This is a genomic window from Arthrobacter sp. MMS24-S77, assembly GCF_054888235.1.
In genome coordinates this window covers 4109250-4132700 of record NZ_JBTZRN010000001.1, presented here as the reverse complement: position 1 = coordinate 4132700, position 23451 = coordinate 4109250, and the positions used below count along the sequence as shown (strand labels likewise).

The 23451-nt window shown below is 64.1% G+C and carries 21 protein-coding genes and 1 pseudogene; 10 read left to right on the top strand and 12 right to left on the bottom strand.

Going from position 1 to position 23451, the window contains the following annotated elements; all coding sequences use genetic code 11:
• Positions 1-44: 44 nt before the first annotated feature.
• The 6 genes from ACX5I4_RS19030 to ACX5I4_RS19005 all read right to left on the bottom strand — a co-directional run bounded on the left by ACX5I4_RS19030 (position 45) and on the right by ACX5I4_RS19005 (position 5631).
• A complete protein-coding gene (locus ACX5I4_RS19030; protein WP_461838036.1) occupies positions 45-788 on the bottom strand; it encodes a 3-oxoacyl-ACP reductase family protein in 744 nt (247 codons plus the stop codon).
• Complete coding sequence (locus ACX5I4_RS19025) at positions 785-1453, bottom strand: alpha/beta fold hydrolase (RefSeq protein WP_461838035.1); 669 nt, start codon at positions 1451-1453, stop codon at positions 785-787. The genes ACX5I4_RS19030 and ACX5I4_RS19025 overlap by 4 nt, the downstream gene beginning before the upstream one ends.
• Before the next feature lie 129 nt (positions 1454-1582).
• Complete coding sequence (locus ACX5I4_RS19020) at positions 1583-2578, bottom strand: VOC family protein (protein WP_461838034.1); 996 nt, start codon at positions 2576-2578, stop codon at positions 1583-1585.
• A gap of 27 nt (positions 2579-2605) precedes the next feature.
• Positions 2606-3640 carry a PDR/VanB family oxidoreductase gene (locus tag ACX5I4_RS19015; protein ID WP_461838033.1) on the bottom strand — a complete coding sequence of 345 codons (1035 nt, stop codon included), beginning with the start codon at positions 3638-3640 and terminating at the stop codon, positions 2606-2608.
• Positions 3641-3643: 3 nt separating this feature from the next.
• Positions 3644-3991, bottom strand: a complete 348-nt coding sequence (locus tag ACX5I4_RS19010) for a RidA family protein (protein ID WP_461838032.1) — start codon at positions 3989-3991, stop codon at positions 3644-3646.
• Between the two features lie 44 nt (positions 3992-4035).
• Complete coding sequence (locus tag ACX5I4_RS19005; RefSeq protein WP_461838031.1) at positions 4036-5631, bottom strand: aldehyde dehydrogenase; 1596 nt, start codon at positions 5629-5631, stop codon at positions 4036-4038.
• Positions 5632-5999: 368 nt separating this feature from the next.
• Between ACX5I4_RS19005 and ACX5I4_RS19000 the strand changes: the two genes are divergently transcribed.
• Positions 6000-7280, top strand: a complete 1281-nt coding sequence (locus tag ACX5I4_RS19000; RefSeq protein WP_461838030.1) for an MFS transporter — start codon at positions 6000-6002, stop codon at positions 7278-7280.
• A gap of 268 nt (positions 7281-7548) precedes the next feature.
• Here ACX5I4_RS19000 and trmB read toward each other — a convergent pair whose 3' ends face one another.
• Positions 7549-8472 (bottom strand): tRNA (guanosine(46)-N7)-methyltransferase TrmB, encoded by a 924-nt coding sequence (gene trmB, locus ACX5I4_RS18995; RefSeq protein WP_461838029.1) that lies wholly within the window; start codon positions 8470-8472, stop codon positions 7549-7551.
• A 77-nt stretch (positions 8473-8549) separates the two neighbouring features.
• Between trmB and ACX5I4_RS18990 the strand changes: the two genes are divergently transcribed.
• The 8 genes and pseudogenes from ACX5I4_RS18990 (at position 8550) to ACX5I4_RS18955 (ending at position 17128) form a co-directional block, all read left to right on the top strand.
• Entirely contained in the window at positions 8550-9836 is a 1287-nt protein-coding gene (locus ACX5I4_RS18990) for an MFS transporter (RefSeq protein WP_461838028.1), read from the top strand.
• Between the two features lie 54 nt (positions 9837-9890).
• Positions 9891-10862 (top strand): Lrp/AsnC family transcriptional regulator, encoded by a 972-nt coding sequence (locus ACX5I4_RS18985; RefSeq protein WP_461838027.1) that lies wholly within the window; start codon positions 9891-9893, stop codon positions 10860-10862.
• A gap of 283 nt (positions 10863-11145) precedes the next feature.
• The gene (locus ACX5I4_RS18980) at positions 11146-12576 is read left to right on the top strand and encodes an amidase (RefSeq protein ID WP_461838026.1); all 1431 of its coding nucleotides are present in this window, start codon (positions 11146-11148) and stop codon (positions 12574-12576) included.
• Positions 12573-12875: a hypothetical protein gene (locus ACX5I4_RS18975; protein WP_461838025.1), complete on the top strand. Its 303-nt coding sequence runs from the start codon at positions 12573-12575 to the stop codon at positions 12873-12875. The genes ACX5I4_RS18980 and ACX5I4_RS18975 overlap by 4 nt, the downstream gene beginning before the upstream one ends.
• Entirely contained in the window at positions 12875-14389 is a 1515-nt protein-coding gene (locus ACX5I4_RS18970; RefSeq protein ID WP_461838024.1) for a sodium:solute symporter family protein, read from the top strand. Before ACX5I4_RS18975 ends, ACX5I4_RS18970 begins: the two co-directional genes overlap by 1 nt.
• Positions 14386-15645, top strand: a complete 1260-nt coding sequence (locus tag ACX5I4_RS18965) for a CaiB/BaiF CoA transferase family protein (RefSeq protein ID WP_461838023.1) — start codon at positions 14386-14388, stop codon at positions 15643-15645. Before ACX5I4_RS18970 ends, ACX5I4_RS18965 begins: the two co-directional genes overlap by 4 nt.
• Positions 15585-16208 (top strand): annotated as a pseudogene (locus tag ACX5I4_RS18960) (carboxyl transferase domain-containing protein); the annotation flags it as partial. The gene ACX5I4_RS18965 and the pseudogene ACX5I4_RS18960, both read left to right, overlap by 61 nt.
• Before the next feature lie 371 nt (positions 16209-16579).
• Positions 16580-17128: a carboxyl transferase domain-containing protein gene (locus ACX5I4_RS18955; protein WP_461838022.1), complete on the top strand. Its 549-nt coding sequence runs from the start codon at positions 16580-16582 to the stop codon at positions 17126-17128.
• A 115-nt stretch (positions 17129-17243) separates the two neighbouring features.
• On the opposite strand, the gene ACX5I4_RS18950 is transcribed toward ACX5I4_RS18955, so the two are convergent.
• Entirely contained in the window at positions 17244-18536 is a 1293-nt protein-coding gene (locus ACX5I4_RS18950; RefSeq protein ID WP_461838021.1) for an MFS transporter, read from the bottom strand.
• A gap of 28 nt (positions 18537-18564) precedes the next feature.
• Positions 18565-19785: a M20 metallopeptidase family protein gene (locus ACX5I4_RS18945; protein ID WP_461838020.1), complete on the bottom strand. Its 1221-nt coding sequence runs from the start codon at positions 19783-19785 to the stop codon at positions 18565-18567.
• Between the two features lie 143 nt (positions 19786-19928).
• Between ACX5I4_RS18945 and ACX5I4_RS18940 the strand changes: the two genes are divergently transcribed.
• Positions 19929-20984 (top strand): Lrp/AsnC family transcriptional regulator, encoded by a 1056-nt coding sequence (locus ACX5I4_RS18940; protein ID WP_461838019.1) that lies wholly within the window; start codon positions 19929-19931, stop codon positions 20982-20984.
• An 18-nt stretch (positions 20985-21002) separates the two neighbouring features.
• Here the strand turns inward: ACX5I4_RS18940 and mgrA are convergent, their stop codons facing one another.
• From mgrA to ACX5I4_RS18925, 3 genes are read right to left on the bottom strand one after another with little or no spacing between them, the layout of a single operon-like run.
• Positions 21003-22049 (bottom strand): L-glyceraldehyde 3-phosphate reductase, encoded by a 1047-nt coding sequence (gene mgrA / locus ACX5I4_RS18935; protein ID WP_461838018.1) that lies wholly within the window; start codon positions 22047-22049, stop codon positions 21003-21005.
• Positions 22050-22097: 48 nt separating this feature from the next.
• Entirely contained in the window at positions 22098-23018 is a 921-nt protein-coding gene (locus tag ACX5I4_RS18930) for a helix-turn-helix transcriptional regulator (RefSeq protein ID WP_461838017.1), read from the bottom strand.
• A gap of 59 nt (positions 23019-23077) precedes the next feature.
• Positions 23078-23347 carry a hypothetical protein gene (locus ACX5I4_RS18925; RefSeq protein ID WP_461838016.1) on the bottom strand — a complete coding sequence of 90 codons (270 nt, stop codon included), beginning with the start codon at positions 23345-23347 and terminating at the stop codon, positions 23078-23080.
• Between the last annotated feature and the right edge of the window lie 104 nt (positions 23348-23451).

Here is a 23451-nt window from a genome sequence, read left to right as displayed (position 1 = left end):
GGGTGGTTTTGGGAATGAGGGATGTTCCAAATGGTGATAGCCGTCTAATGCCCCATGACAAAGCCGCCGTCCACCACGATGTTCTGACCGGTGATGAACGCCGCAGCGTCCGAGAGCAGAAACTGGACAACCCCGGAGATGTCCTCGGGGACCTGGTCCCTTTCCAGCACCCTGTTCTCCGCGTAAAGCCGGTAGCGCGAGGACGGCACGGATTCGGTTGCTTCAACCCTGGTCAGGCCCGGCGAGACTGCATTCACCCGGACCCCGGCCGCTCCCGCATCACGGGCCATGGTCCGCGTCATCGCCAAGACAGCACCTTTGGAGCCGACATAGTGGACCAGGCGCGGCGAGCCATACAGTGGGGCGTCGGAAGCGACGTTCACGATGGACCCTGCCCGTTTTTGGGCCAGCTGTGGATACAGATGTTTGCTCACCAGCCATGTACCGTAGGCGTTCACAGTCATGACCCGCTGGAAGAAATCCTCGTCGAGTTCCCAGAAGGTGTCCCCGCCGACCCCGTCAGCAAGAGCTGCATTGTTGACAAGACCATCTGCCCCGCCCAGTTCCTGAACAGCATGGGCCAAGGCGGCAACGGAGGCCTTATCCGCGATATCGGTAATGATTGCCGTAGCATCGAAGCCGCGTTCCCGCAGAGTGGCTGCTGCACGTTCTGCGATCTCGGCGTTTTTCTCGGCAATGACGATGCGATCGCCTCCGGCTGCCAGCCGTTCGGCGATACTGAACCCCAGTCCGCGTCCGGAGCCGGTGACTACTATCAGCCGCGTCATGGAAGCCTCTTCCAGAACTCCAGAATCGATGTCGCCATTTCGGCCGGTTTCTCCTGCACGGCGGCATGGCCGGCACGGGTAATGATTTTGAACGAAGCGTCTGTTATGGATTCAGCGAGGATCCGGGATTCAGCCACACCGGTAACTACATCGTCTTCGCCGACCAGGACCAGTGACGGTACCTGCAGAGACGGCAGCACATCCGAGGTGTCCGTGGCCGCCATCATGGTTGCCGCCGCCGCGTAACCGGGAAGCCGAACCGCGGCCATTTCGGTCCTGACCGCCTCGGCCGTGGCGGCATCCGCTGCTGGCGAGAGCAGCCGGGGAGCCCGTCGCCCGGCAAAGGCTTCCGGCCCGGTTTCGGCCAGCTCCGGGATGCGCGCCAGCATCCTGTCCGCCGAATCCCCGGTAACAGCCGACCCCCTGGTGCTGTCCGCTAGAACCAGGGAGCGGACAGCATCCGGCGCTTGCGCGGCCGCTTTGGTGGCGATAACCCCTCCCCACGAAGTCCCGATCAGGTGGGCGGGTCCGACGGCGAGGGAAGCCAGAATCTGCAGGACGAGCCTGGAGTGGTCCACCGGGCCCCGCGGATCCGCGGATTCCCCGTAGCCGGGCGCGTCCCAGCAGAACGTGCGGTAGCCGGCCTCACTGAGCAGTTGCGCCAACGCCGCGCAGGAGGAGGCGTTTCCCCGATGCCGTGCAGCAGGAACACAGGCGCTCCTTCACCGCGGACTACCAGCGATACGCCGTGGAGGGAAATACGGTTGTCCGGGTTTCCGGTGGCGGTGGCCATCTCAGTGGGCAGCTGCATGGTTTGCCGCAGTTGCCGAGGGAACGGTGAAGTAATCTGCGCTACCCGGAACAACCAGCGAGCGGTAGCCCTCATCAGGGATTCCGGCCATGGCGGTGCGAACACTTACGGTGGGCGGCCCGGCAGTTCCCCACTGGTCCGACAGCTCGGGAGTCCGCTTCCAGGTGCGGCACAGCCAGCTATCTTCATCAACCTGCGCCACTTCAGAGGTGTACTCACAAACAAGGCCGGCCGGGTCAGTGAAGTAGGAGAAGGTGTTGTCCCCGGGACCGTGGCGTCCCGGACCCCACTGGGGAGCAATACCGTGGGTTTTGAGTGACCCGATGCCGCGCATGAAATGGTCGATGCTCTGCATTTCGTACGCCACGTGGTTGACCGCTGTCCAGGGGGCCTGATTGAAAGCGATGACATGGTGCTCTGAATTGCACCGAAGAAATGCCATCTGATGTTCAGACCAGTCCGAGACCCGCATCCCCAGAACTTGGGTGTAGAAGGCCGTAGCCCGGTCAATGTCAATGGTGTTCAGTACGACGTGGGCGATCTTGCGCGGGACCGCCCGCCGCCCTGCAGGCTCTTGGTTGAGAACGGCGTGAACATCAGCGGAAAGTTCAACGAGTCTTCCCTCGGGGTCAACAAGCTGCAGGCCGTAACCGCCTGCAGCGTCGTCCAAGGGTCCCGGCTCGCGGAAGAGGGGAATACCCAGGGCGGTGAGCTTGCCTGCGGCCCGGTCCACTTCCCGGGGCGTAGCGAGGGCGAAAGCCACGCCGCCGAGGGCGTTCTGCTGGCCCTTTTCCAGCTTCAGAATGTGGTGCTCCGAGCCGGTTCCGCGGAGCCAGAAGCGGTCACTGTCCTCTTCAACGGTGGAAAGGCCCCAGACCTCGTGATAGAAGTCTTTGGCACGCGCCGTTTCCGGTACCTTCAAGGACACTGACCGAAGAGACCGCAATTTACACACAGGCTCTGCTGCAAAGAAATTCATGGGGCTACCTTCCTGCTTTTCGAGGGTTTAGAGGTCAAGGATCAGTTCGGCCGAACGGCAACGCGAGACGCAGACGAACATGGACTTGTTTGCGGCCTGCTCAGCCTGGCTGAGGAGAAAATCACGGTGTTCCACGTCGCCGCTGATGACACGGGTTTCGCACGTGCCGCAGATTCCCTCCGCACATGAGCTGGGAACGTCTATCCCGGCGTTGTTGAGAGCATCAAGGACAGATTCATCAGGCCCCACAGGGATGCGTTGGCCGGTGCTGTTGCACACCACGTCAAACACTGATTCGTTTTCCTTCGCGACGACGGCCTTCTCCGGTGCCTTGAACCGCTCGATCCGGAGCTGGGCTTCGTCCTGCATCGCCCCGGCAACAGCCTTCAACAGTGGTTCCGGACCGCAGGCGTAAACCAGCGCATCGGGGCTCAGGGTTCCGACAGCCGCCGCCAGGTCAGGGTAACTGCCGTTGGCCTCGTCATCGGCGTGAATGGTAATCCGGTCTTGGGGAAGGGCCACGATCTCAGGCAGAAAGGCCATAGTGGCGCGGGACCGGCCGGTGTAGAGCAGCGACCAGTCCGCCCCTGCCGCCTGAAGCTCCCGCGCCATGGAGATGATCGGTGTGATGCCGATCCCGCCAGCAACCAGTACGTAGCGTCCAGCATCTTCCAGCGCGAAGTTATTGCGCGGGCCTTCGACCTTGAGCAAAGACCCTACCGGCAGGCCATCGTGGACCAACTGGCTGCCGCCGCGTGAATCAGGCGTCCGCAGGACAGCCACTGTCCAGCTGCTCGGATCCAGCGGATTCGAGCACAGCGAATACTCGCGTATCAGCCCGTTGGGCAGATGAAGACTCAGGTGCGAACCTGGCTTCCATTGGGGCAATCTCGCCCCGGAGGGATCAGCGAAGGTGACACTGGTGACCCCGTCTGCTTCCCAGGTCTTCTGCTGTACCCTCAGGGTCCGTGCGGATGGCTCCCCGTCGACGGCCCGGTCACTGTTGGCAACCGGCTGGGGTGATTCTTCCGGTCCCCTGGTGTTCAAAGTGGCGATAGTCATTGTTCACTCCTCGCCCCGGTGCGCTATGGCTTCAATTTCAACCGTCGCACCGTACGGCAGAGCGGTGACCTCTACGAAGGTCCGGGCTGGCCGGGGCTCACTGAAGAGCCGTTCGTAGTGGCTGTTGGCCTCATCCCGTAAGGTCAGGTCCGTGACGAAGTAGGTGGTTTTGACGATGTCCTGCAGGGACATGCCGATGGTTCCCAGCCGCTCCGAGAGCCTGGTTGCAGCGGCCTCAATGGCTTCAAGACGGCCACTGACGGGCTTGTAGTTTTCATCAACGGACAACGCCCCGGACACGAAGCCGAAACCTCCGGCCTGGTATGCCGGGCTATACGGGTGAGCACTCACTGACTTGCCTTTCATCGGGGATGGATTGGAAACTGCTGCGGATTTCATGCGCCGGCCCAAGGCAACGGTGCGCCGGAAAGATCCACGTAAATGCTCTTCTGGCGCATATAGGAACGGATACCGTCCCTGCCTTTTTCGGTTCCCAGACCGCTTTCCTTGACCCCGCTGAAGGGGGTAGCGATGCTGAACTGCTTATACGTGTTGATCCAGACAGTGCCGGCAGCAACGGCACGAGCAATGCGCCATGCCCGCCGGTAGTCTGCCGTCCAGACGCCGCAGGCAAGACCAAAGACACTGTCATTGGCCTGGGCGAGCAGATCAGCTTCATCATCAAAGGGAAGGACCACTGCCACCGGACCGAAGATCTCCTCCTGGCAGATCAGGTCTGAGTTCGCCACACCGGCGATGATGGTGGGCAGGTAGTATGCGCCCTGCTGTAGTTCCCGCTCGCTAGGCCGTGCACCGCCGCAAAGGACCCGTGCCCCGGCAGCTCGTGCGTCCTCGACCATCTTTTCAACGAAATCTCGGTGGGCGTGGGCAACCAGCGGTGCAACCTGCGTGTCCGGATTGGTTCCAGGACCCACCCGCAGGGCTTTCGCGCCTTCGACCAGGCGTGCCAGGACTGTGTCATAGACGGCGCGCTGGATGAACACCCGCGAGCCAGCGATGCAGCTCTGGCCGCTGGAGGAAAAGATGCCGTAAAGCACCCCGGCGACGGCCTGGTCCAGATCCGCGTCCGAAAAAATTATGGTCGGCGATTTTCCGCCCAGTTCCAGCGTGATCGGCATGATCTTCTCCGCTGCGATGCGGCCCAGGTGCCGACCGGTCGAGGTGCCGCCGGTGAAGGAGACCTTGCCGACATCCCTGTGCCGTGCCAGCGCATCCCCGACGGTCCGGCCCGGGCCCGGAAGCACCGAAAGCAGACCTGACGGAAGTCCGGACTCGTCACAGATCCGGGCGAGCAGCAGCGACACCCATGGCGCCCATACCGGCGGTTTGATCACGACGGCGTTGCCGGCGGCAAGTGCCGGGGCAACCTTTTGCGCGTCACTGGCAATCGGGGAGTTCCACGGCGTGATAGCAGCCACCACACCGATATGTTCATGGGTGGAGATGCTCAGGTAATCCCCCCGAGGCGGCGTTAGCGAATCCTCCATGGTTTCAAGGGCCGACGCGGTGAAACGGAACGTGGCCGCAGCGCTCATTGCCAAGGCTCGCGTCTCTTTGAGGGTCTTACCTGTGTCCCGGGTCTGCAGAAAAGCGATGCGGGCCGCGTTGGCTTCGATAGCCGAGCCGATCCGGTGCAACACAGCAGCACGTTCGTGCGGCATCTTACGGGCCCAGCCTGACTCTTCAATGGCCTTCAGGCCGGCCGCGACCGCCACATCCACATCCTCAACAGTGGCACCATGGAGCGTCGCGAAGACCTCAGCGGTTGCGGGATCAACAGACTCGATCAGCGCACCCGCTCCCCGAGCCCAGACCCCGCCGACATAAATTTCATCCAGCATGTCCATGCCTGGTTCGAAGTGGCCAGAGGGCACGAATCCATCAGAATTCGTACCGGCCGGCCGGTCCACGATGCCCGCGCTGCTCAGCGTTGTCATCCTCAGGGTCCACCAATCTTTATAGTCACTCATGCTGGCCGTCGACGTTGTTCTCGACTTGTCCTGCAGGCCGTAGAAACGACCGAAATGTGAACTAGGTCATGCCAAAGAATATCAGTACTAAGATACTTTGTGTCAAGGAAATTGATGCTTGACCTTTAAGCACTAAGGAGATAAAACTAACGCAGTGCCATGATCTCCATCACACTTGCGCACTTCGCCAGTCCGCTTCTGTGGCTGGGCCGACAGAGAGCACGTGTCAGGCTTGAACGGGGAACGCCGTGACGTAGCCTGCGACGCGTGCGCCTCGTCCACGGCCTTGAATGGCGAGCCACCGATGACGTTGGCATGCCCCCGCTTCGAGACTGCATTCGAAGCCCTCACAACCTTAAGGATGTCCGATGGACACGATGAGCGAACCCAAGAAGGAAGAGACCAAACCGAATTGGTGGGTACTTTGTCTCGCATGTACCGCGGTAGTGCTCGATGGATACGACACGGTCGCGTTGGGCCTGTCCATACCGGCGATCGCTAAGAACTGGGGTGTTCAACCCTCGCACTTCACTCCTGCGCTCGCACTGACCAGCGCTGGAGTCGCTCTGGGGTATCTGGCGGTAGGGCGCCTCGTGGCCAAGCTGGGCACTAGAAACGTCATTTTTTCGGCGGTCGTGGTGTTCACCCTGGGTTCGCTGCTGACAGCGTGGTCGGGTTCGATTGTGGAGCTGACGATTCTACGTTTCGTAACCGGCCTGGGACTGGGTGCCGTGCTGCCGGCCGCTGTCTCCCATGCGACCGCAGTCAATCCTGGTCGTATGCGTCAATCGATTGCGGTGGTAGTGATGACGGGCATCTCGCTCGGGGCTCTCATCGCAGGGCTGGCCGGGCGCGGTATCGTGGGCGCGTTCGGGTGGCAATGGGTGTTCATTATCGGAGCTATCGCTTCTGCTGTACTTCTGCCGTTCCTGTGGTTCGGACTGTCCGGTAGCCACGTATCGAGCACGCCCAACGACGCGGCCGAGGCCAAGCATCATGCATCGGTTGCGCGTCTGTTCGATGCTTCTGTACGAAGCAGAACGCTTCTCCTGTGGGCTTTTTCGTTCCTCATCTTCGCGGTGTTCTACGTGTTCTCGTCGTGGTTGCCGACCCTGCTCACCAGCTACGGCTTCAGCACCAGTCTGGCACCGCTGGGATCGGCGGCCCTGGGCATAGGAAGCATCATCGGTGCCTGCGTACTAATCCTAGGATCGCGCCGATTCCGGATGACGTCGGTCCTGGCTGGAACCTCCGCAGCGGCGATCGCGTTCCTAGCCATCTCTGCATTCCTCGGTCCGGACAAAGCGCTGCTACTGCTGGTCTTCGGTGGCGTCGGCCTCGGACTTCAGGCGGGTATGATCGGCCAGGCCGCGGTGGCAGTGACGCTGTACCGCCAAGCAACGCTGACCGCCGGCGTCGGCTGGGCGGCTTCACTGGGCCGACTCGGATCGGTTGTCGGCCCGATCTTCGGCGGCGTCCTCATTGGACTCGGCGTGGATACCAGGATCATCGTTCTCTCAGTATGCGTGCCCGTGGTCATCGCTCTGGTGTTGGTGCTGATTTTAGGGCGGATCACGGCAGCCAAAGCACGGATTCCGATGGCTGGACACTTGGCGAAATCGCCCCTCACCGCGCCGCCTCGGACCTAGCATAGCGCCTGCCCGCACTGCCCCTTCGGCAACGATCTGCAGGGGCAGTGCGCGACTCTATGCGTAGGTTGAATCCTCCTTCTGGTGCCGCCAGTGGAATGCTTCCCGAGGCACTTAAAGGCAAGGAAGAAGTTCGCCTGTCCGGTCTCATTGAGTTGGTCAGTTACGTGTCGGGTAGGGATAGCTACAGGAGTGCCCGGCCCAATAGGCCCCGGTATGTCGCCTATGATCAGGCTAATTTTCCAACAGCGGACGCCTGAACCCCTGGCTAGATCCTGCGGTAGCTGAGGTCGAAGATCATGCGTCCGGCCTCGTGGGCCTTGTTTTCGAAGCTCGTGCGGATCCGGCCATCGAAGCGCGGAGCCCATCCGCCCACGTGGTCCACTCCCTCGTTGGGGCCAGTGTGCTCGGTGCTGACCGGGGCGCGGCCTTCCTTGACGGGTGCCCCGCCCACCATGGATTCGACTCCGGATTCCCACACCTGGGTGAGGGGGCTTTCCGCGCCGGTCCGCTCGCCGTCGTGCAGGTTTTCAAACTCGGTGGAGCCGGCGAGGACTTCGCGGACGTGGATGGCATAGTTGGACCAGTCGGTGGCGATCCGCCACAGGCCACCCTTCTTGAGGGACCGCGCCGCGAGCTCGGCGAACGCTGGCTGGATGAGGCGGCGCTTGTGGTGCCGGGACTTGTGCCAGGGGTCGGGGAAAAAGACCCAGAGCTCGCTGACCGAGCCCACGGGCAGCATGGTCGCCAGCACCTCGGGGGCGTTGGCTTCCACCACGCGGACGTTGCTGAGGCCGCGGCTGTTGATCTTGATCATGGTGTTGGCAAGCCCAGGGGTGTAGACCTCAACGGCGAGGAAATCCTTGTCCGGGTTTTCCTCCGCCGCATGGCACACAGCGTCGCCGAGTCCCGAACCGATTTCAACGATCAGCGGTGCCTTGCGCCCAAACTCCGCTTCGGCGTCGAACACGTAATCCGGGTGCACCGAAGTGTTGGCGACATGGCGTGGAACCTGGATGGCCCAACGGTCCGAATGTTCTTCCCATGCGGCCTGGCGGCGGCCCTGAAGGCGTGTCCCGCGGCGCACGAAACTGACCGGCCGGCCGCCATACGTGCCGAAGGAGGCCTGGCTGCCTGGGGTCACGGGGCGCGAAGACTGCGGTGTTTCAGGGGATTCTGGGGTTTCACTCATCCCCTCCAGAATACCGTCGCGCTGTCAAAGCCCCGCCGCGGAGTCGGCGTATAAGGACAAACTGCCAGAATGGGTTGGTGACCCCCGGTTCAAGCGCTTCCAAGAACACCAAGCCGCATTCCGTCGTTCCGGATGTCCTCGTCGATGCTGAGATCGATGAGGTTCCCGCCGCCGAACCCACGCAGGTCAAGACTCGACGTGGACTGGTCTTCCTGGGGATCTGCCTGGTGCTCATCGGCCTGAACCTGCGGACCGTGTTCTCGAGCTTTTCGGCGGTCCTTCCGGAAGTTACCGCCGACGCCGGACTGCCGGGCTGGGCTGTGGTGGTGCTCACCACCGCGCCAGTGACTTTGTTGGGCGTCTTCGCGCCGCTGGCGCCGATCCTTGCCCGCCGTTTCGGTGCCGAGAGGGTTTTGCTCGGCGCTATGGCCGTGCTAACAGCGGGGCTGCTGCTCCGTCCCGTGGACCTCCCCGGTGCCGGGCACTTGCCCGCCCTACTCGCCGGAACGGCAGCGTGCGGCGCCGCGATCGCGCTATGCAACGTGCTGTTGCCCGGCGTGGTCAAGCGCGACTTCCCGCATCGGCTTGGGCTCATGGGCGGTCTCTACACGACGGCGATCTGCGCCTCCGCCGCGTTGGGTGCCGGTTTCACCTACCCCGTGTTCACGGCTGCCGGGCACTGGACCTCGGCGCTGTGGTTCTGGGCGCTGCCCGCCGCCGTCGTACTTTTGCTCTTCTTGCCGCTGGCGCTCCGCCAGCATCCCGTCCGGCACAACGCCGCCGACGGCGGTGCGAACGTCTGGCGTTCCGCGGTCGCCTGGGAGGTCACCATCTTCATGGTGTTGCAGGCGATGATGTCCTTCAGCGTGTTCGCCTGGTTGGCGCCGATTCTGCGTGATCGGGGGATCGACGGCGGGACGGCCGGCTTGATCGTGTCCGTGTCGATTGTGCTGCAGATGCTCGGTTCATTCCTGGCGCCGGGGCTGGCCGCCCGTTTCAAGGATCAGCGCGTCATCAACACTGTGGTGGCGCTCATGACCGGCGGTGGCTTCGCCCTGAGCATCTTCGGCCCCACGGAACTGATCTGGGTCTGGACCGGGCTGCTGGGCCTGGGCCAGGGCAGCCTCACGGCAGTGGCTCTGACCATGATCATGCTGCGTACGCGCGACTCTCACACCGCGGCGCACCTTTCCGGCATGATGCAGGGCGTCGGCTACGGGCTGGGGTCTACCGGAACGCTGATGGTCGGGCAGTTGCACCAAGCGACGGGCGGTTTCGCGGCGGCCGGCATCCTGTTCCTTGTGGTGGGTTCGTTGGCTGCTTTCTTCGGCTTCCGCGCCGGCCGGAACCGTTACGTCGGCTAAGGGCCGGGGCGGCGCGGGACAGGTTTTGTCCGGTGAGGCGGCATAATCGGGTACATGGTCATGCTGGCACCTTCGCGCGAGCTGGACGGACTCGATCGGCGGATTGTCGGTGCCCTCCAGGTCAACGGTCGCGCCTCCTGGCGCCGGATCGCCGAAGTGCTGGGCGAGCCCTTCAGTACCGTGACCCGTCGTGGCATCGCACTGCTCGATTCGAGCATCGTGCGCGTGGCCGGCCTGGTGACGCTCGGCCCCACCCACCTTGTGGAAGTCCAGTGCGAGCCTTCGCGCTTGGTGGGCATCGCTGAGGAACTTTCGCGCGACCCGGACGCGATTTTCGTCTATGCGCTGACCGGCCCCACGCGTCTCCTTTTCGAAGTGCAGGCGCGCCCGGGACGCCTCTCGAGCCTTGTGCTCGAGGAACTGCCAGCCCTCGACGGCGTGGTGCAGGTGAGCGCTTCGCCCGTCATGGAGTACTTCCGCACTGTGGCCGAATGGCACCCCGGTCCGGTCACCGCGGAGGAAACTGCCGCGCTCCAGGAGGTGCCGCCTCCTCCGTCCCGTCCGAGCGCGAGCGGAGTGCTCGACGACGTCGACTCGAACCTCGTGCAGATCCTCGTGGCTGACGGCCGCGTTCCGGTCGCCGAGTTGGGGGAGGCCGTGGGGCTTTCCGCCCCGGCTGTGCGCCGGCGGCTCAATACGCTTCTTGAGGAGGGCACGCTGAGCGTCCGGGCGATCGTGGAGCCCGTGGACATCGGCCTTCCGGTGGAAGCCGTGGTCTGGGTGCGCACCGCTCCGTCCGACGCCGTCGAGGTGGGCCGTCTGCTCGCTGAAGCGCCCGGGGTCCGCTACGCGGTCATGGCAATGGGCGAATTCCAGCTCATGGCCAACGTTACCCTCGCGAGTTTGAATGAACTGCGCGATTTCCTCACTGTCTCTCCGTGGGCCGCACGCGCCCAAGCAGTCCGCAGCTCCCTCGTTGTTCGGTCCTACAAGCGCGGTGGCGTGCGCACGCCTCCCCGCGACTAAGGATTTCAGGAGCCCTCCGGGGCCAGCCACGAGCGTTCCATAGGCCGTTTCATAGGCCGTTCCTTCGGCTTTTCCGCAGTCCCTTCTGCGATCTCTTCCGCCCGATTTCTTCCGTTGTCTGTCCCTCCTGGGTTCCCGCTGCCCTGAACTGGATCCCGCTCGCGCCAAGAAACCTTGTGGACACCTCTAGCCAAATGTGATTCATCACACTATGGTGGTTCATTAATTCCACTTGAGGCAAAGAAGTGACTCAAAAGGAAACCAAACGAAGGCTTGATGAATCATGACAAACGATTTGATATACCGCGGAGCAGTGGAGCTCGCCGCGCTCCTGCGCTCCCGGGAGGTGTCGGCCACGGAGGTCCTCGAGGCGCACCTCGAACAGATCGACAAGCTCAACCCGTTGATCAACGCCGTGGTGACCCTCGACGAGGAGGGCGCCAGGGCGGCCGCAGCGGAAGCCGATCGAAAGATCGAGGCTGGTGAACCGGTGGGGCCGCTCCACGGCCTGCCCATCAGCTTCAAGGACACAGCTAATACCGCGGGGATGCGCACCACCTTCGGCCACCCGCAATTCCGGGACCACGTTCCGGCGGAAAACGATCTGCACGTCCAGCGCATCCTCGATGCCGGTGCCATCCGTGTAGGCAAGACCAACGTCCCCGAGTTCGCGGCGGGATCACACACCTTCAACCGCGTCTTCGGCGCAACGCGCAACCCCTATGACCCTGGCAAATCTGCCGGTGGCAGCAGTGGCGGTGCGGCAGCTGCCCTGGCAGCGGGCTTCCAGCCGATCGCCGATGGAAGCGACATGGGCGGCTCCCTGCGCAACCCGGCGTCGTTCTGCAATGTGGTCGGCCTGCGTCCCACCCCCGGCATGGTCCCCAACACGGACGGCAACAACGTCTTTTTCCCGCTGGGCGTGGCAGGACCCATGGGCCGCACGGCAGCCGACGCTGCGCTGTTGTTTTCGGTCATGACAGGAGCTTCGTCCGACGACCCCCACTCATTGCTTCTGCCTGAGCCGGCAAGCCCTGCCACCGATCCGTCACCAGCGGATTTTGCAGGTCTGCGCATTGCCTTCGCGCCGACGCTCGGCGGACGGATCCCGGTGAGCCGAGAAGTTCTCGACGTCATTGAGCCGCAGGCCGAGGCCCTCGCGGCCCTCGGTGCTCATGTTGAGTTGGATTGCCCGGACCTCGACGGTTCCGAGCAAGTGTTCCGCGTGCTGCGCGCCGCCTCTTTCGACTCGATGTGGGGCGATCAGCTTGCCGCGGAACCCGATGCCTTCAACCACTTCCTGGCCGGCAACATTCGCGAAGGCAGCCTGCTGAGTGGCCGCGATGTTGTCCGCGCCGAGGAAGGCATGACCCGCCTGATCCGTAAGGCGGCCGAATTCTTTGAGCGTTACGACCTGGTGATCGCGCCCGCGTCCCAGGTTGTCCCGTTCGACGTCGATCTCGAATACCCCACCGAGATCGAGGGGCAACAGCTCCAGAACTACCTCGACTGGATGCGTGCCCCGTACCTGTTCACCCCGCTGGGCCTCCCCGCCCTGTCGGTTCCGGCCGGATTCACCCCCGCCGGACTTCCCGTAGGCATCCAAATGGTGGGGGCACGAGGGAGGGACGCCCGCCTCCTCCGCCTGGCTTCAGCCTTCGAGAAGATCTCCTCTTGCTCATCCGTTCGCCCCCAAGGAGCTGCAGTTCTATGAGCACTACCCTGGCATCCCCCAAGAGATTGACCATTGCCTCAGTCCCCATCGTCGGCATGATCATCACACCCTTCCTTCCCTTCGTTTCCACACCCACCCTGTGGCTGGGGCTCCCCTCGGCGATCGTCTGGATGGCGCTCATGATCATCGCCACGATCATTGCCCTGCAGATTATCGAGCGCACGTACCTCCGTGAAGGCGGTGCCGAACTCGATCGTCTCGAAGCCGAGCAAAGCGCCTTGGCACGCGCTGCCACAACCAGCGGAGCCATTAGCACGAACGAAACAGGGGCCCACTGATGCTTACAGTCGCCATCATCATCGGAATTGTCGGGATCGGCGCCCTCGGTGTCGCGGGCCGCCGACGCCAGACCGAACTCTCCAGCTGGACTGTCGGCAAGCGGGATTTGCCCCGCTGGACCAGTTGGTTCCTCCAGGCAGGCGAGTCGCTAACCACTTTCAGCTTCCTCGGCCTCGCCGGAATCGCCTTCGGAGGCGGCGTGGCCGCGCTCTTCGCCGTCGCCTACCTGACCATCACCTGCATCGTCCAGTACTTCGTTGTCCCCCGCCAGCGCCAGCTTGGTGCGAACCGCGGATACCTGACCATGGCGGACTTCTTCAAGGACCGGTTCAAGAGCAAGGCCCTGGGCAAAACCGTGGCACTTGTGGGTGCCGTTTTCCTCATCCCTTACCTGCAGCTGCAGATCACGGGCCTCGGCTTGATCGTCCAGCTTGCTACCGGCAGTGAATCCGCCCGCGGCTACAGCATGGCCGTGGCGAGCGTGCTCGTGGTGGTCTTCGTCATCTGGGCAGGTATTCGCGGCCTCGCCAAGGTAGCGGTCTTCAAGGACTTTGCCATGCTCGCCGCACTCGTCATCGTGTTGGCCGGCGTCGTCGCAGGCATCGGTGGCATCCCGGATATCTTCGCCAAGGTCATGGACTCTGCCCCGAGCTACCTCACCATCAGCCGGCCGGGCTTCGACGCGACCTTCTGGGTGACCTCGGTGATCGTTACCAGCATCGGGGCCGGCCTCAATACCTTCCCGCACCTGTGGCCGCCGGTCCTTGCCGCGAAGAGCGGTGCCGTGCTTCGGGACAACGTCAAGTGGCTCGCGGTCTACCAGTTCCTGCTGCTCATCCCGATCACAGCCGGCATTGCGGCAACCCTGATCCTGGACCCCAAGACCAAGGGCAACCAGGTCCTGCTGAGCGTTGCCCAGCACACCCTGCCTGAGCCGCTTATCGCGGTGATCGCGATCGGTGGGGCCGCGGCCGCCATGGTCCCGGCAGGCGCAATCGCCATGGGCATCTCCTCGCTGGTCTCGAACAACCTGTTGTCCGTGAAGAACCCCAAGCTGCGCTTCCGGATCAACCACGTGGTGGTCGCCGTCGCCGTCGGACTCGCCCTGGCCTTCGGGCTCGCGAAGTCGGACATCGGCGCGCTGCTCCTGCTCACGTACGGCGGCCTCACCCAGCTCGCTCCCGCCGTCGCCATCGCAATCGGCCGGAAGGTGCGCATCGGTGCCGTTCCGGTCAACCTTGGCATCATCGTCGGCACGCTCACTGTGGCGGTCATTACCTTCGGCAACATCCCGACGGGCGGCGTCGATTCGGGCCTCATCGCCCTCGTCCCGAACCTCGTGGTGCTGGCCGTCGGCGAGCTTATCCGCCGTCGCCGCAATCCGAACGCAGCCGCTGAAGGAACGGACGACGACGCGCAGCCAGCTCCGGAGCACCTTGCGGTTGAGGGACACAGCGCGGCTAAAGGACACAGTGCGGTTGAAGGACACAGCACCGTTGGGGTCGAAGCATGATTCACCAGGGCGCCCCGGGCCACGAGCAGGGCCACGAGCAACAGTCCGAGGGACCGCTCGCGGGCAAGCTCGTCGTCGACCTCTCCCGGGCCCTTGCAGGTCCGCACGCCGGCATGATGCTCGGCGACCTCGGCGCCCGCGTCATCAAAGTGGAGAATCCCGACGGCGGGGACGACACCCGAGGTTGGGGGCCGCCCTTCGTGGACACTCCCGAGGGCCGCGAGTCGACCTACTTCCTTTCGTGCAACCGGAACAAGGAGTCCATCCGGTTGGACCTCAAAGCAACGGAAGGCAAAGCTGCCCTGCGGGAGTTGCTGCGCCGGGCTGATGTGCTCGTGGAGAACTTCCGTCCGGGGACCTTGGACCGGCTGGGTTTTGACCCTGCGAGCCTCGAAGAGTTGAATCCCAGGCTGGTGGTCCTCGCGATCAGCGGATTCGGCCATGACGGGCCGGAAGGACACCGTGCCGGCTACGACCAGATTGCCCAGGGCGAAGCTGGGCTGATGTCCCTCACGGGGTCAGGTCCCGGCGACCCTCAACGGGTCGGCGTGCCGATTGGAGATGTCCTGGCAGGAATCCATGGCGCCTACGGTGTGCTGGCAGCACTCCTGGAACGTGAGCGGACGGGGCGCGGCCAAGTGGTTCGGACCTCCCTGCTGTCCTCGATCGTCAGTGTGCTCGCTTTCCAAGGCACACGCTGGACAGTGGGCGGCGAAGTGCCGCAGGCACAAGGCAACCACCATCCCTCGATCGCGCCGTATGGGCTGTTCCGCTGTGCGGACGGCGCGGTGCAGATTGCCGTGGGATCCGAAGGCCTGTGGCGCCGTTTCGCGGCCGGGTTCGGCCTCAGTACCGAGGACGAGCGCTGGCGGGACAACCAGTCCCGGGTAGCCCACCGGGTCGAGCTGATCGAAACGATCGAAGCGGCGTTTTCGGGGTCCGACGCCGAAGAGCTGCTCGCGCGGCTTGAGGCGGCCGGGGTGCCGGGCGGCCGAGTCCGTTCCCTCGACGAAGTCTTCGCCTGGGAACAGGCGCGGAGCCAGCACCTCGCGGTCGAACTGCAGCATCCCACGCTGGGACGCATCGAAGTGCCGGGATCGCCCCTGCGCTTCTTCCAGCCGGACGGCACCGAGACCACCAGGTTGCGGCACTCTGCGCCGCCGAGGCTCGGAGAGCACGACGACGCGGTTCGGGCATGGCTCGACGAGGCCGCGTTGCTCGACGGCGGTGCTCTGCTCGGCTCGGGGGCGTCATGACGGCCGTCGCGGAGGCCGCGCGGCGGCCGGAATCCAGCGCGGCCGGGAACGCGAGCGGCCAGCCGCGGCGACGGCTCGGCGGGGCGGCATTTCTCGAACAGCTCCTCGACGCCGGCAGTTTCCGCAGTTGGGACCGACCTGTCTCGGCCCCGCCGGAGGCAGACGCGGCCTACCTCGCGGACCTGGCCCGGGCCCGGGAACGCAGCGGTACCGACGAGTCCGTGCTCACCGGTGAGGGGACGCTGGATGGACAGCCCGTGGCCGTCCTGGCGAGCGAGTTCGCCTTCCTTGGCGGTTCGATCGGCCGGGCCGCCGCGGAGCGGATCATTGCGGCAATCGAAGAGGCGGGCCGCCGTCGGCTACCCCTCGTTGCGGCTCCAGCGTCAGGGGGCACGCGCATGCAGGAAGGCACCCTCGCTTTCCTGCAGATGGTGCGGATCACGGAGGCGCTCACGGCTTTCAAGGGTCTCGGCCTGCCCTATCTGGCCTACCTGCGGCACCCGACCACGGGCGGCGTGTTCGCCTCGTGGGGATCATTGGGCCACGTCACGGTGGCGGAGCCGGGTGGACTGGTTGGCTTCCTGGGTCCCAAGGTTTACGCCGGACTCACCGGGCAGGAGTTTCCCGAAGGGATCCAGCGCAGTGAGCATCTCCTCGCCCAAGGAACCGTCGACGCCGTCTTGGACGCTGCGGGATTCAGGAACGTTGCCGCCGAGGTGCTGGGTATTCTTGCCGGCCTGGGGGCATGGGAAGGCGTCGTGACCCCACGGCCCACGAGTAACTGCGCGGAAAGTGACGGTCCCGCTTGGGATTCTGTCCTCCGGACCCGCGACGCCGGGCGTCCCGGGCTGGCGGAGCTGCTCGACGGCGGGTTTGGCCGCCTCGTGCGCTTGCACGGCACGGGTCGGGGGCAGCTTCGGCGAGCACCGCCGTCGTGCTGGCCGAACTCGAGGGCCGGCCCGTCGTCGTCGTTGGCCAGGACCGCGCCGCCCAGCGGGCGGGGAACGTCCTTGACGCGGCGGGTTTGGCCCAGGCCCGACGGGGAATGCGCCTCGCGGAGGAACTTCGGCTGCCGCTCGTGACGGTGGTGGATACTCCTGGGGCCGAGCTTTCCGTCCGCGCCGAGGAGTCCGCAATTGCGGGCGGGATCGCTGATTGCATTTCGGGAATCCTCGGACTTACCGTGCCAAGCGTTGCCGTGCTCCTCGGCGAGGGGACCGGCGGTGGTGCGCTCGCCCTCGCTGCGGCTCGCCGCACGGTGGCGGCCGAGCACGCCTGGCTCGCGCCGCTGCCCCCGGAAGGTGCCAGCATCATCGTGCACGGGGACACGTCCCTGGCACGCGAGCTGAGTGACCGGCAACGGATCGGAGCACGGGCACTGCTCGAAGATGGTGCCGTGGACGAGGTGGTAGGCGAGGGCGACGGTTTCCTGAAGCGCCTCGCGGAGGCCGCCTCCCGGCAGATCTCCGCGCAGCTCACCTGACCGTCCCGCCAACCCAACTGATCCCCACCGCCACCCCAACTAACTCGCAGTAGGTGTCGTTATGAGGGCTCAAAACGACACTTACTGCGAGTCAGTTGGGTTCAAACGGGGAGAGTCAGTGCGTCAGGTCCTTGCCCTTGGTTTCGGGGATCATGAAGGCGAACGCGATTCCGACGGCAAGCAGGAGCACCGCGTAGACATTGAACAGGTTGGCCTGCCCGATGCTGCCGAGCCAGGTCTGCAGGTACGGGGCCGTGCCGCCGAAGGCAGCGACGCAGATGGAGTACGGGACGCCGACCCCCACGGTGCGGATCTTGGTGGGGAAGAGCTCGGCGTACACGGCCGGGACAATCGAGGCGCTGCCGGCGATGAAGAAGAGCATCACGGACATGCTGACGGCCAGCTGCCACGGGGAATCCTTGAGGAGCCACGTCATGGGGAAGTGCAGCAACGCCGCACCTGCAGAGCTCATGATCAGCACGGGCTTGCGGCCGATGCGGTCGGAGAGCTTGCCCCAGAACGGGAGCGAAGCGATGAACGCGACGTTGCCGATGACGCCGGCCCACAGGGCTTCTCCTCGGTCCATCTTGAGGGCGGTTGCCGCATAGCTTGGCGCCACGACGCCCCAAATGTAGTAGACAACGGTGAGACCGACCGTCAGGCCGATCACCTGCAGGGCCTGCTTGCGGTACTTGACGATCTGCGGCCACATGGGCTCGCGCTTTTCTTTCGGCGCTTCGGCTTCGAACGCCTCCGTCTCCTTCATCTTGGCGCGCATGACCAAGGCGTAGATGCCGAGCGCGCCGCCCACCAGGAACGGCACGCGCCAACCCCAGGCGTTCATGTCGGCCTTGCTCAGCACCCCGGTCAGAATGGCGCCCAGCAGGGTTCCGGCGAGGATGCCGGCGGTGCCGGAGGTGTAAATGAGGGTCGCCCAGAAGCCGCGCTTTTCCTTGGGTGCCATTTCGGACAGGTACGTTTGCGACGACGGCAGCTCACCACCGTGGGCGAGGCCCTGGATGAGGCGGGCCACCAGGAGCATGACCGAGGCCAGGGCCCCGACAGCTTGGAACGTGGGCGCGATGCCGATCAACAGGCTGCCGAAAGCCGCCAGGCCGACGGCGAACGTCATGGAGGTCTTGCGGCCGATCCTGTCGCCGATCCAGCCAAAGACGAAGCCACCGAAAGGACGTGCCACGAATCCGACGGCGAAGATCGCCAAGGTGGAGAGGACCGCGGATGTGGGGTCGGCGCTGCTGAAGAGGGCACTGGCAATGAAGGGCGAGAATGTGGCGTAAATAGCCCAGTCGTACCATTCGACGGCGTTTCCGATGCCGGTGCCAATGAGGGTCCGCAGATGGGACTTGTGAACCTGAACGGTGGCTGAAGCGCCTACGGTGGCGGTCATGTCTTGCTCCAAGTGGCTGGGGTGGTGGTTAGTTGCCGGCGGCGAGGGTGGCGATGCGGGAGACCGCGAGCTCTGCGTAGAGCGCCGCCCCGTCTGACAGGACGCCGTCGTCGAAGGTGGCGTAGGGGGAGTGGTTGAACGGTGAGGTGGCGTGGTCCACTCCCCGCGGTACGGCGCTGAGGCCTACGAAGGTTCCCGGCACTTCGGCCAGGACCCGGGAGAAATCCTCCGAGCCACTGATTGGCGTGGCCCAGCGGGAGAGCCGCGAATCTCCGAACATGCCGGAGATGACGTTCTCTGCGGTGTGCGTCTCATCCTCGTCAGTGACGGTCATGGGGTATTCGCCGCGGTAGTCGACGTCCACTTCCAAGCCGTGGGCGGAGGCGATGCCCTTGAGGAGCTGCGGGATGGCGGTCATCATCCGGTCGCGGGAAGCTTCCGAGAACGTGCGGATGGTGGCTTCGAATCGCGCGGATTCCGGGATGACGTTGCGCTTGGTACCAGCCTGGAGTACGCCCACGGTCAGGACTACGGGATCGAACATGTTGAACTGCCGGGTGATCATGACCTGCAACGCCGTCACCATTTCTGCTGCTGCCGTGACGGGATCTTTGGCCGCGTGGGGCGCCGATCCGTGCCCGCCAGCACCCAGGACCGTGACGAAGAGTCCGTCCGAGGCGCTCATCATCACTCCCGGCTTGGTGCAGAACTGACCGTACGGCTCCAGGGAGGAGAAGACGTGCATGCCGTAGGCGGCGTCAACGCGGCGGCCGGCGGCATCCAGGACACCTTCGCGGATCATGTGGCCCGCGCCGTCGAACCCTTCTTCGCCCGGCTGGAACATCAGGACGACGTCGCCGGCCAGCTGATGGCGCCGCTCGGCCAGAAGGGTTGCGGCTCCGGCGAGCATGGACGTGTGGAGATCGTGGCCGCAGGCGTGCATGGCGCCGTCGATCTTCGAGGAGAATTCGACCCCGGTGCGCTCTTGGACGGGAAGTCCGTCCATGTCGGCGCGGAGCAACACCGCTGGCTTCTCCGCTGACGCGTGCGGCGCGCCGCCGCGCAAGACTGCCGTGACCGACGTCGTGCTCTCGCCAAGGGTGATTTCGTACGGGAGTCCGTCGAGCGCCTTGAGCACCTTTTCTTGGGTGCGCGGGAGGTCCAGGCCGATTTCCGGTTCCTGGTGGAGCTCGTGACGGAACCGGGCGATTTCTCCCTGCATCTCTTTGGCGTCTGCGGCGATCGACATCTGTTCTCCTGTTTCCTGAACGTTTGGTAGGTAGCTATAGCCATTGTGGAGTGATTGGCCTCACAATCTTCCAAAGCCCTGTAAAAATTCAGGAACATGCCAGAATTAACAGGAATCACGCATCGCCTAGGAGAGGATCGCTGATGGAACTCAGTGAAGAGGACCTCCGGCTGATCAATGCCCTCCAGATCTCGCCGCGGATCAGTTGGTCCGACGCCGCCGAGGTCCTGGACGTCCACGCCACCACGTTGGCCTCCCGATGGGATCGGCTGCGCGAGTCCGGAGCAGCCTGGACCACTGCGCACCTCATGGGCGATCCCAAGAATGCTTGCCTGGCACTGATAGACGTGGACTGCGAGATGCACCTCAGGCCCGAGGTCACGGCCGCGCTTGCCGCGATTCCGGAGGTCATCACGGTTGAGGAGGCCGCCAGCAACCGGGACCTCATGCTGACCGTGATCACCCAGGACCTGAACGAGTTCAGCACCCGGCTTTTGCCCAAGCTCAAGGAAATCCGGGGGCTCACCAAGTACCGGACCTCGCTCTGCACACGGATTCACACTAGTGGCTATGCGTGGCGGCTCAACGTTCTGAGCCGGGCGGAGCAGCAGGCGCTGCGCGCCCTCGCAGGGCCGGAAGCACTCAATCCATCCGCCCCCTACGCACAGGTCACCCCGCTGCCGGCGAGCCATATGGCACTGCTACCGTTCCTCGCCCGGGATGGACGGGCCTCCGCCGCGGAGATCGCACGCGCCCTGGGGCGTCACCCTGCCACGGTGCAGCGGCAGCTCGGCCGCGTGCTGGCGAGCCGGATGCTGTCCTTCCGCTGCGAAATTGCCCAGCAATTCTCCGGCTATCCCATGACGTGCCAGTGGTTCGCGAATGTTCCCGCAGGGCAGCACGAGGCCGCGGCCGCCGAATTACGCGCCGTCAGGAACGTCAGGTTCACGGCCTCCACCACCGGGAGCACCAACTTTGTGATCATCATGTGGCTGCGTTCGCTGGCCGAGATCATGGAGATGGAACTCGCCATCCAACAGCGCATTCCTGGGATCGAACTCGTCGAAAGCGTTGTCATGCTGAGCACTGCCAAGCGGGTCGGTTGGATGCTGAACCCCGACTCGACGGCGACTGGCGCCGTGGTGCCGACCGCCGCCGGTGAGCTGTTCCCCGCAATCGAATGGACGACGACGGCGTGACTCACCGAGCCGGACAGCCTAGGCCTGGAGGGCCTTGGCCCAAAGGTTGATGTCGGACTCGACGGCGAATTGGTCAATTCTGTCCAACTCATCGTTGGTGAAGTCCGGTCCCGACGTTGCCGCCAAATTGTCTTCCAGTTGCCTGACGCTGCTGGCGCCGATCAGAGCCGATGTAACCGGGATTCCCTTGGTTTGCGGGCGCAGCACCCACGCTATGGCCATCTGCGCGAGGGTCTGCCCACGCTGCGCCGCGATCTCATTGAGGCCCCGGATCCGGGCCAGGTTCTCCTCAGAGAGCTGAGTGTCCACCAGGGACTTGCCTGCGGCTGCGCGGGAGTCCTCTGGGACGCCGTGCAGGTATCTGGAGGTCAGCAATCCTTGCGCAAGGGGCGAGAACGCGATGGCTCCTGCGCCCACCTGCTCAAGGGCTTGGAACAAGTTGGGGTCGCCGTGTTCGGTCCAACGGTTGAGCATTGAGTACGAGGGCTGGTGGATCAGCAACGGTGTTCCAAGGTCCCGGAGGATGGCGGCTGCCTCAAGCGTCTTGTCCGGGGAATACGAGGAAATGCCCGCGTACAGCGCCCTGCCTGATCGAACCGCGGTGTCGAGCGCTCCCATGGTCTCCTCAAGGGGAGTGCTCGGGTCCGGGCGGTGGCTGTAGAAGATATCCACGTAGTCCAGTCCCATGCGTTCCAGGGACTGGTCAAGGCTCGAGAGCAGGTATTTCCTGGATCCCCATTCTCCGTACGGGCCGGGCCACATGTGGTATCCCGCTTTCGTGGAGATGACGAGTTCGTCGCGGTAGGGCTTGAAGTCGTCCCTGAGGTGCCGTCCGAAATTCGTTTCGGCACTGCCGCCGGGCGGACCATAGTTATTGGCCAGATCGAAGTGCGTGACGCCGAGGTCGAAAGCGCGCCGAAGGATTGCCCGTTGTGTCTCAAACGGCTTGTCGTCGCCGAAATTATGCCAGAGGCCCAGGGAGACCGCCGGAAGCTTCAGACCGCTTCGCCCGACCCTTCGGTATGGCATGGAGTCATAGCGGTGCTGCGTGGGGTTGTAATTCATGAATCTTGATTTCCTTGGATAGTTGTCTGAAAACGGTCAGGGGTTTCTTCAGGGGGAGGTTCGGGATTCAGGGGTTTTGCCGGCGTCGGCCGCGCCCCTTTCTTCGGTTGCTTGTGCAGCTTCCGGAGTGCCGGTTCCGGCGCCAAAGCTTCCAAGTAGCGCGAGTGAATCCGCCGAGGACGAACCCGGCGGGGCGGAATACACCCTCAGCGTCTGGTCCGGATCGTCGGGTAGTGCAAGGTCTTCAACGTTCAGTTCCAAGTCCCCGACGACGGGATGGTGGAGCCGAACAATTCCCGCCGATGCTTTTGCCACCCGGTGCCCTGCCCACCACTTGCGGAAATGCTCGCTGGACACCGCGAGTTCGCCAACGAGTTGACTTGCTTGCGCGTCGTTGGGGTGGCGCCCGATGTCCACGCGAAGGGATCCCACTGCGTCAGATGCTACGGTCTTCCAATCTCGGAAGAGCGATTGTGCGAGCGGATCGAGGATGATCCACCGGGTCAGGTTCCGTTCCGTTGCCGGCATTGCCGGGAAATCGGCAAGCAGGAGCATGGCGAGACGGTTTCCGGCCAGAACATCAGTGCGTCGACCAAGGATAAGGGCGGGCACATTGCCCACGGCGTCGAGGAGCTGGTGCAGGGCCGGCCGTACTCGCTGCCCGGAAACGGGCGGACGCTGGGACAGGGCACAATTCTGCAAAAGGTCCATCATGTGCGCATGCTCGCCCGGATCCAAGTGCAGGGCCCGCGCCACGGAGTCAAGCACCGATCGGGAGGGGTGGATGTTGCGGCCCTGCTCCAACCTCGTGTAATAGTCGGTGCTCACATCAGCCAGCCGGGCGATCTCTTCACGGCGCAGGCCCGGGACCCTGCGGGCACCGGAACTGGCGCTGATTCCGGCCTGCTCCGGCGTCAACCGTGACCGCATGGCCTTCAGGAATTTTCCAAACTCTGCACTCTGACCCATGCCTTCAATTCTCCGCTGCCGTATTCAGGCTTTCCATAGGGAAGGTAGGTCGCTCAGTCCTAGGAAAACCAGGGAGCGGCACAGCTGCTGACATGATTGCCCTCGCCCCATAACGTCGTCTGCAGGAAGTCGACGAAACCGGTTCGGGATGAGTCGCCCTGGAAAACCCCATTGACCGTCGCCCGTAAGCTGCTGCCCCGGCAAAAGGGCGCATGTCGGTGCAACAAACGATAGAAGAGAACCATGGATTTTTCACTCATGATGGCTTGCGCAGTCATCAACTCCATCAACCATGAAGCACTCAGCGCATTGCCAAATGCCCCCGTCATCGCTCCACGACCGCCCGGACGCACCCGCAGGCGGCTGGTTCGCCTCCAAGCTTCGCTGGCTAGTGTTCTACACCGGGCCGCATGGGCGATTGAGGTGTCCAAGA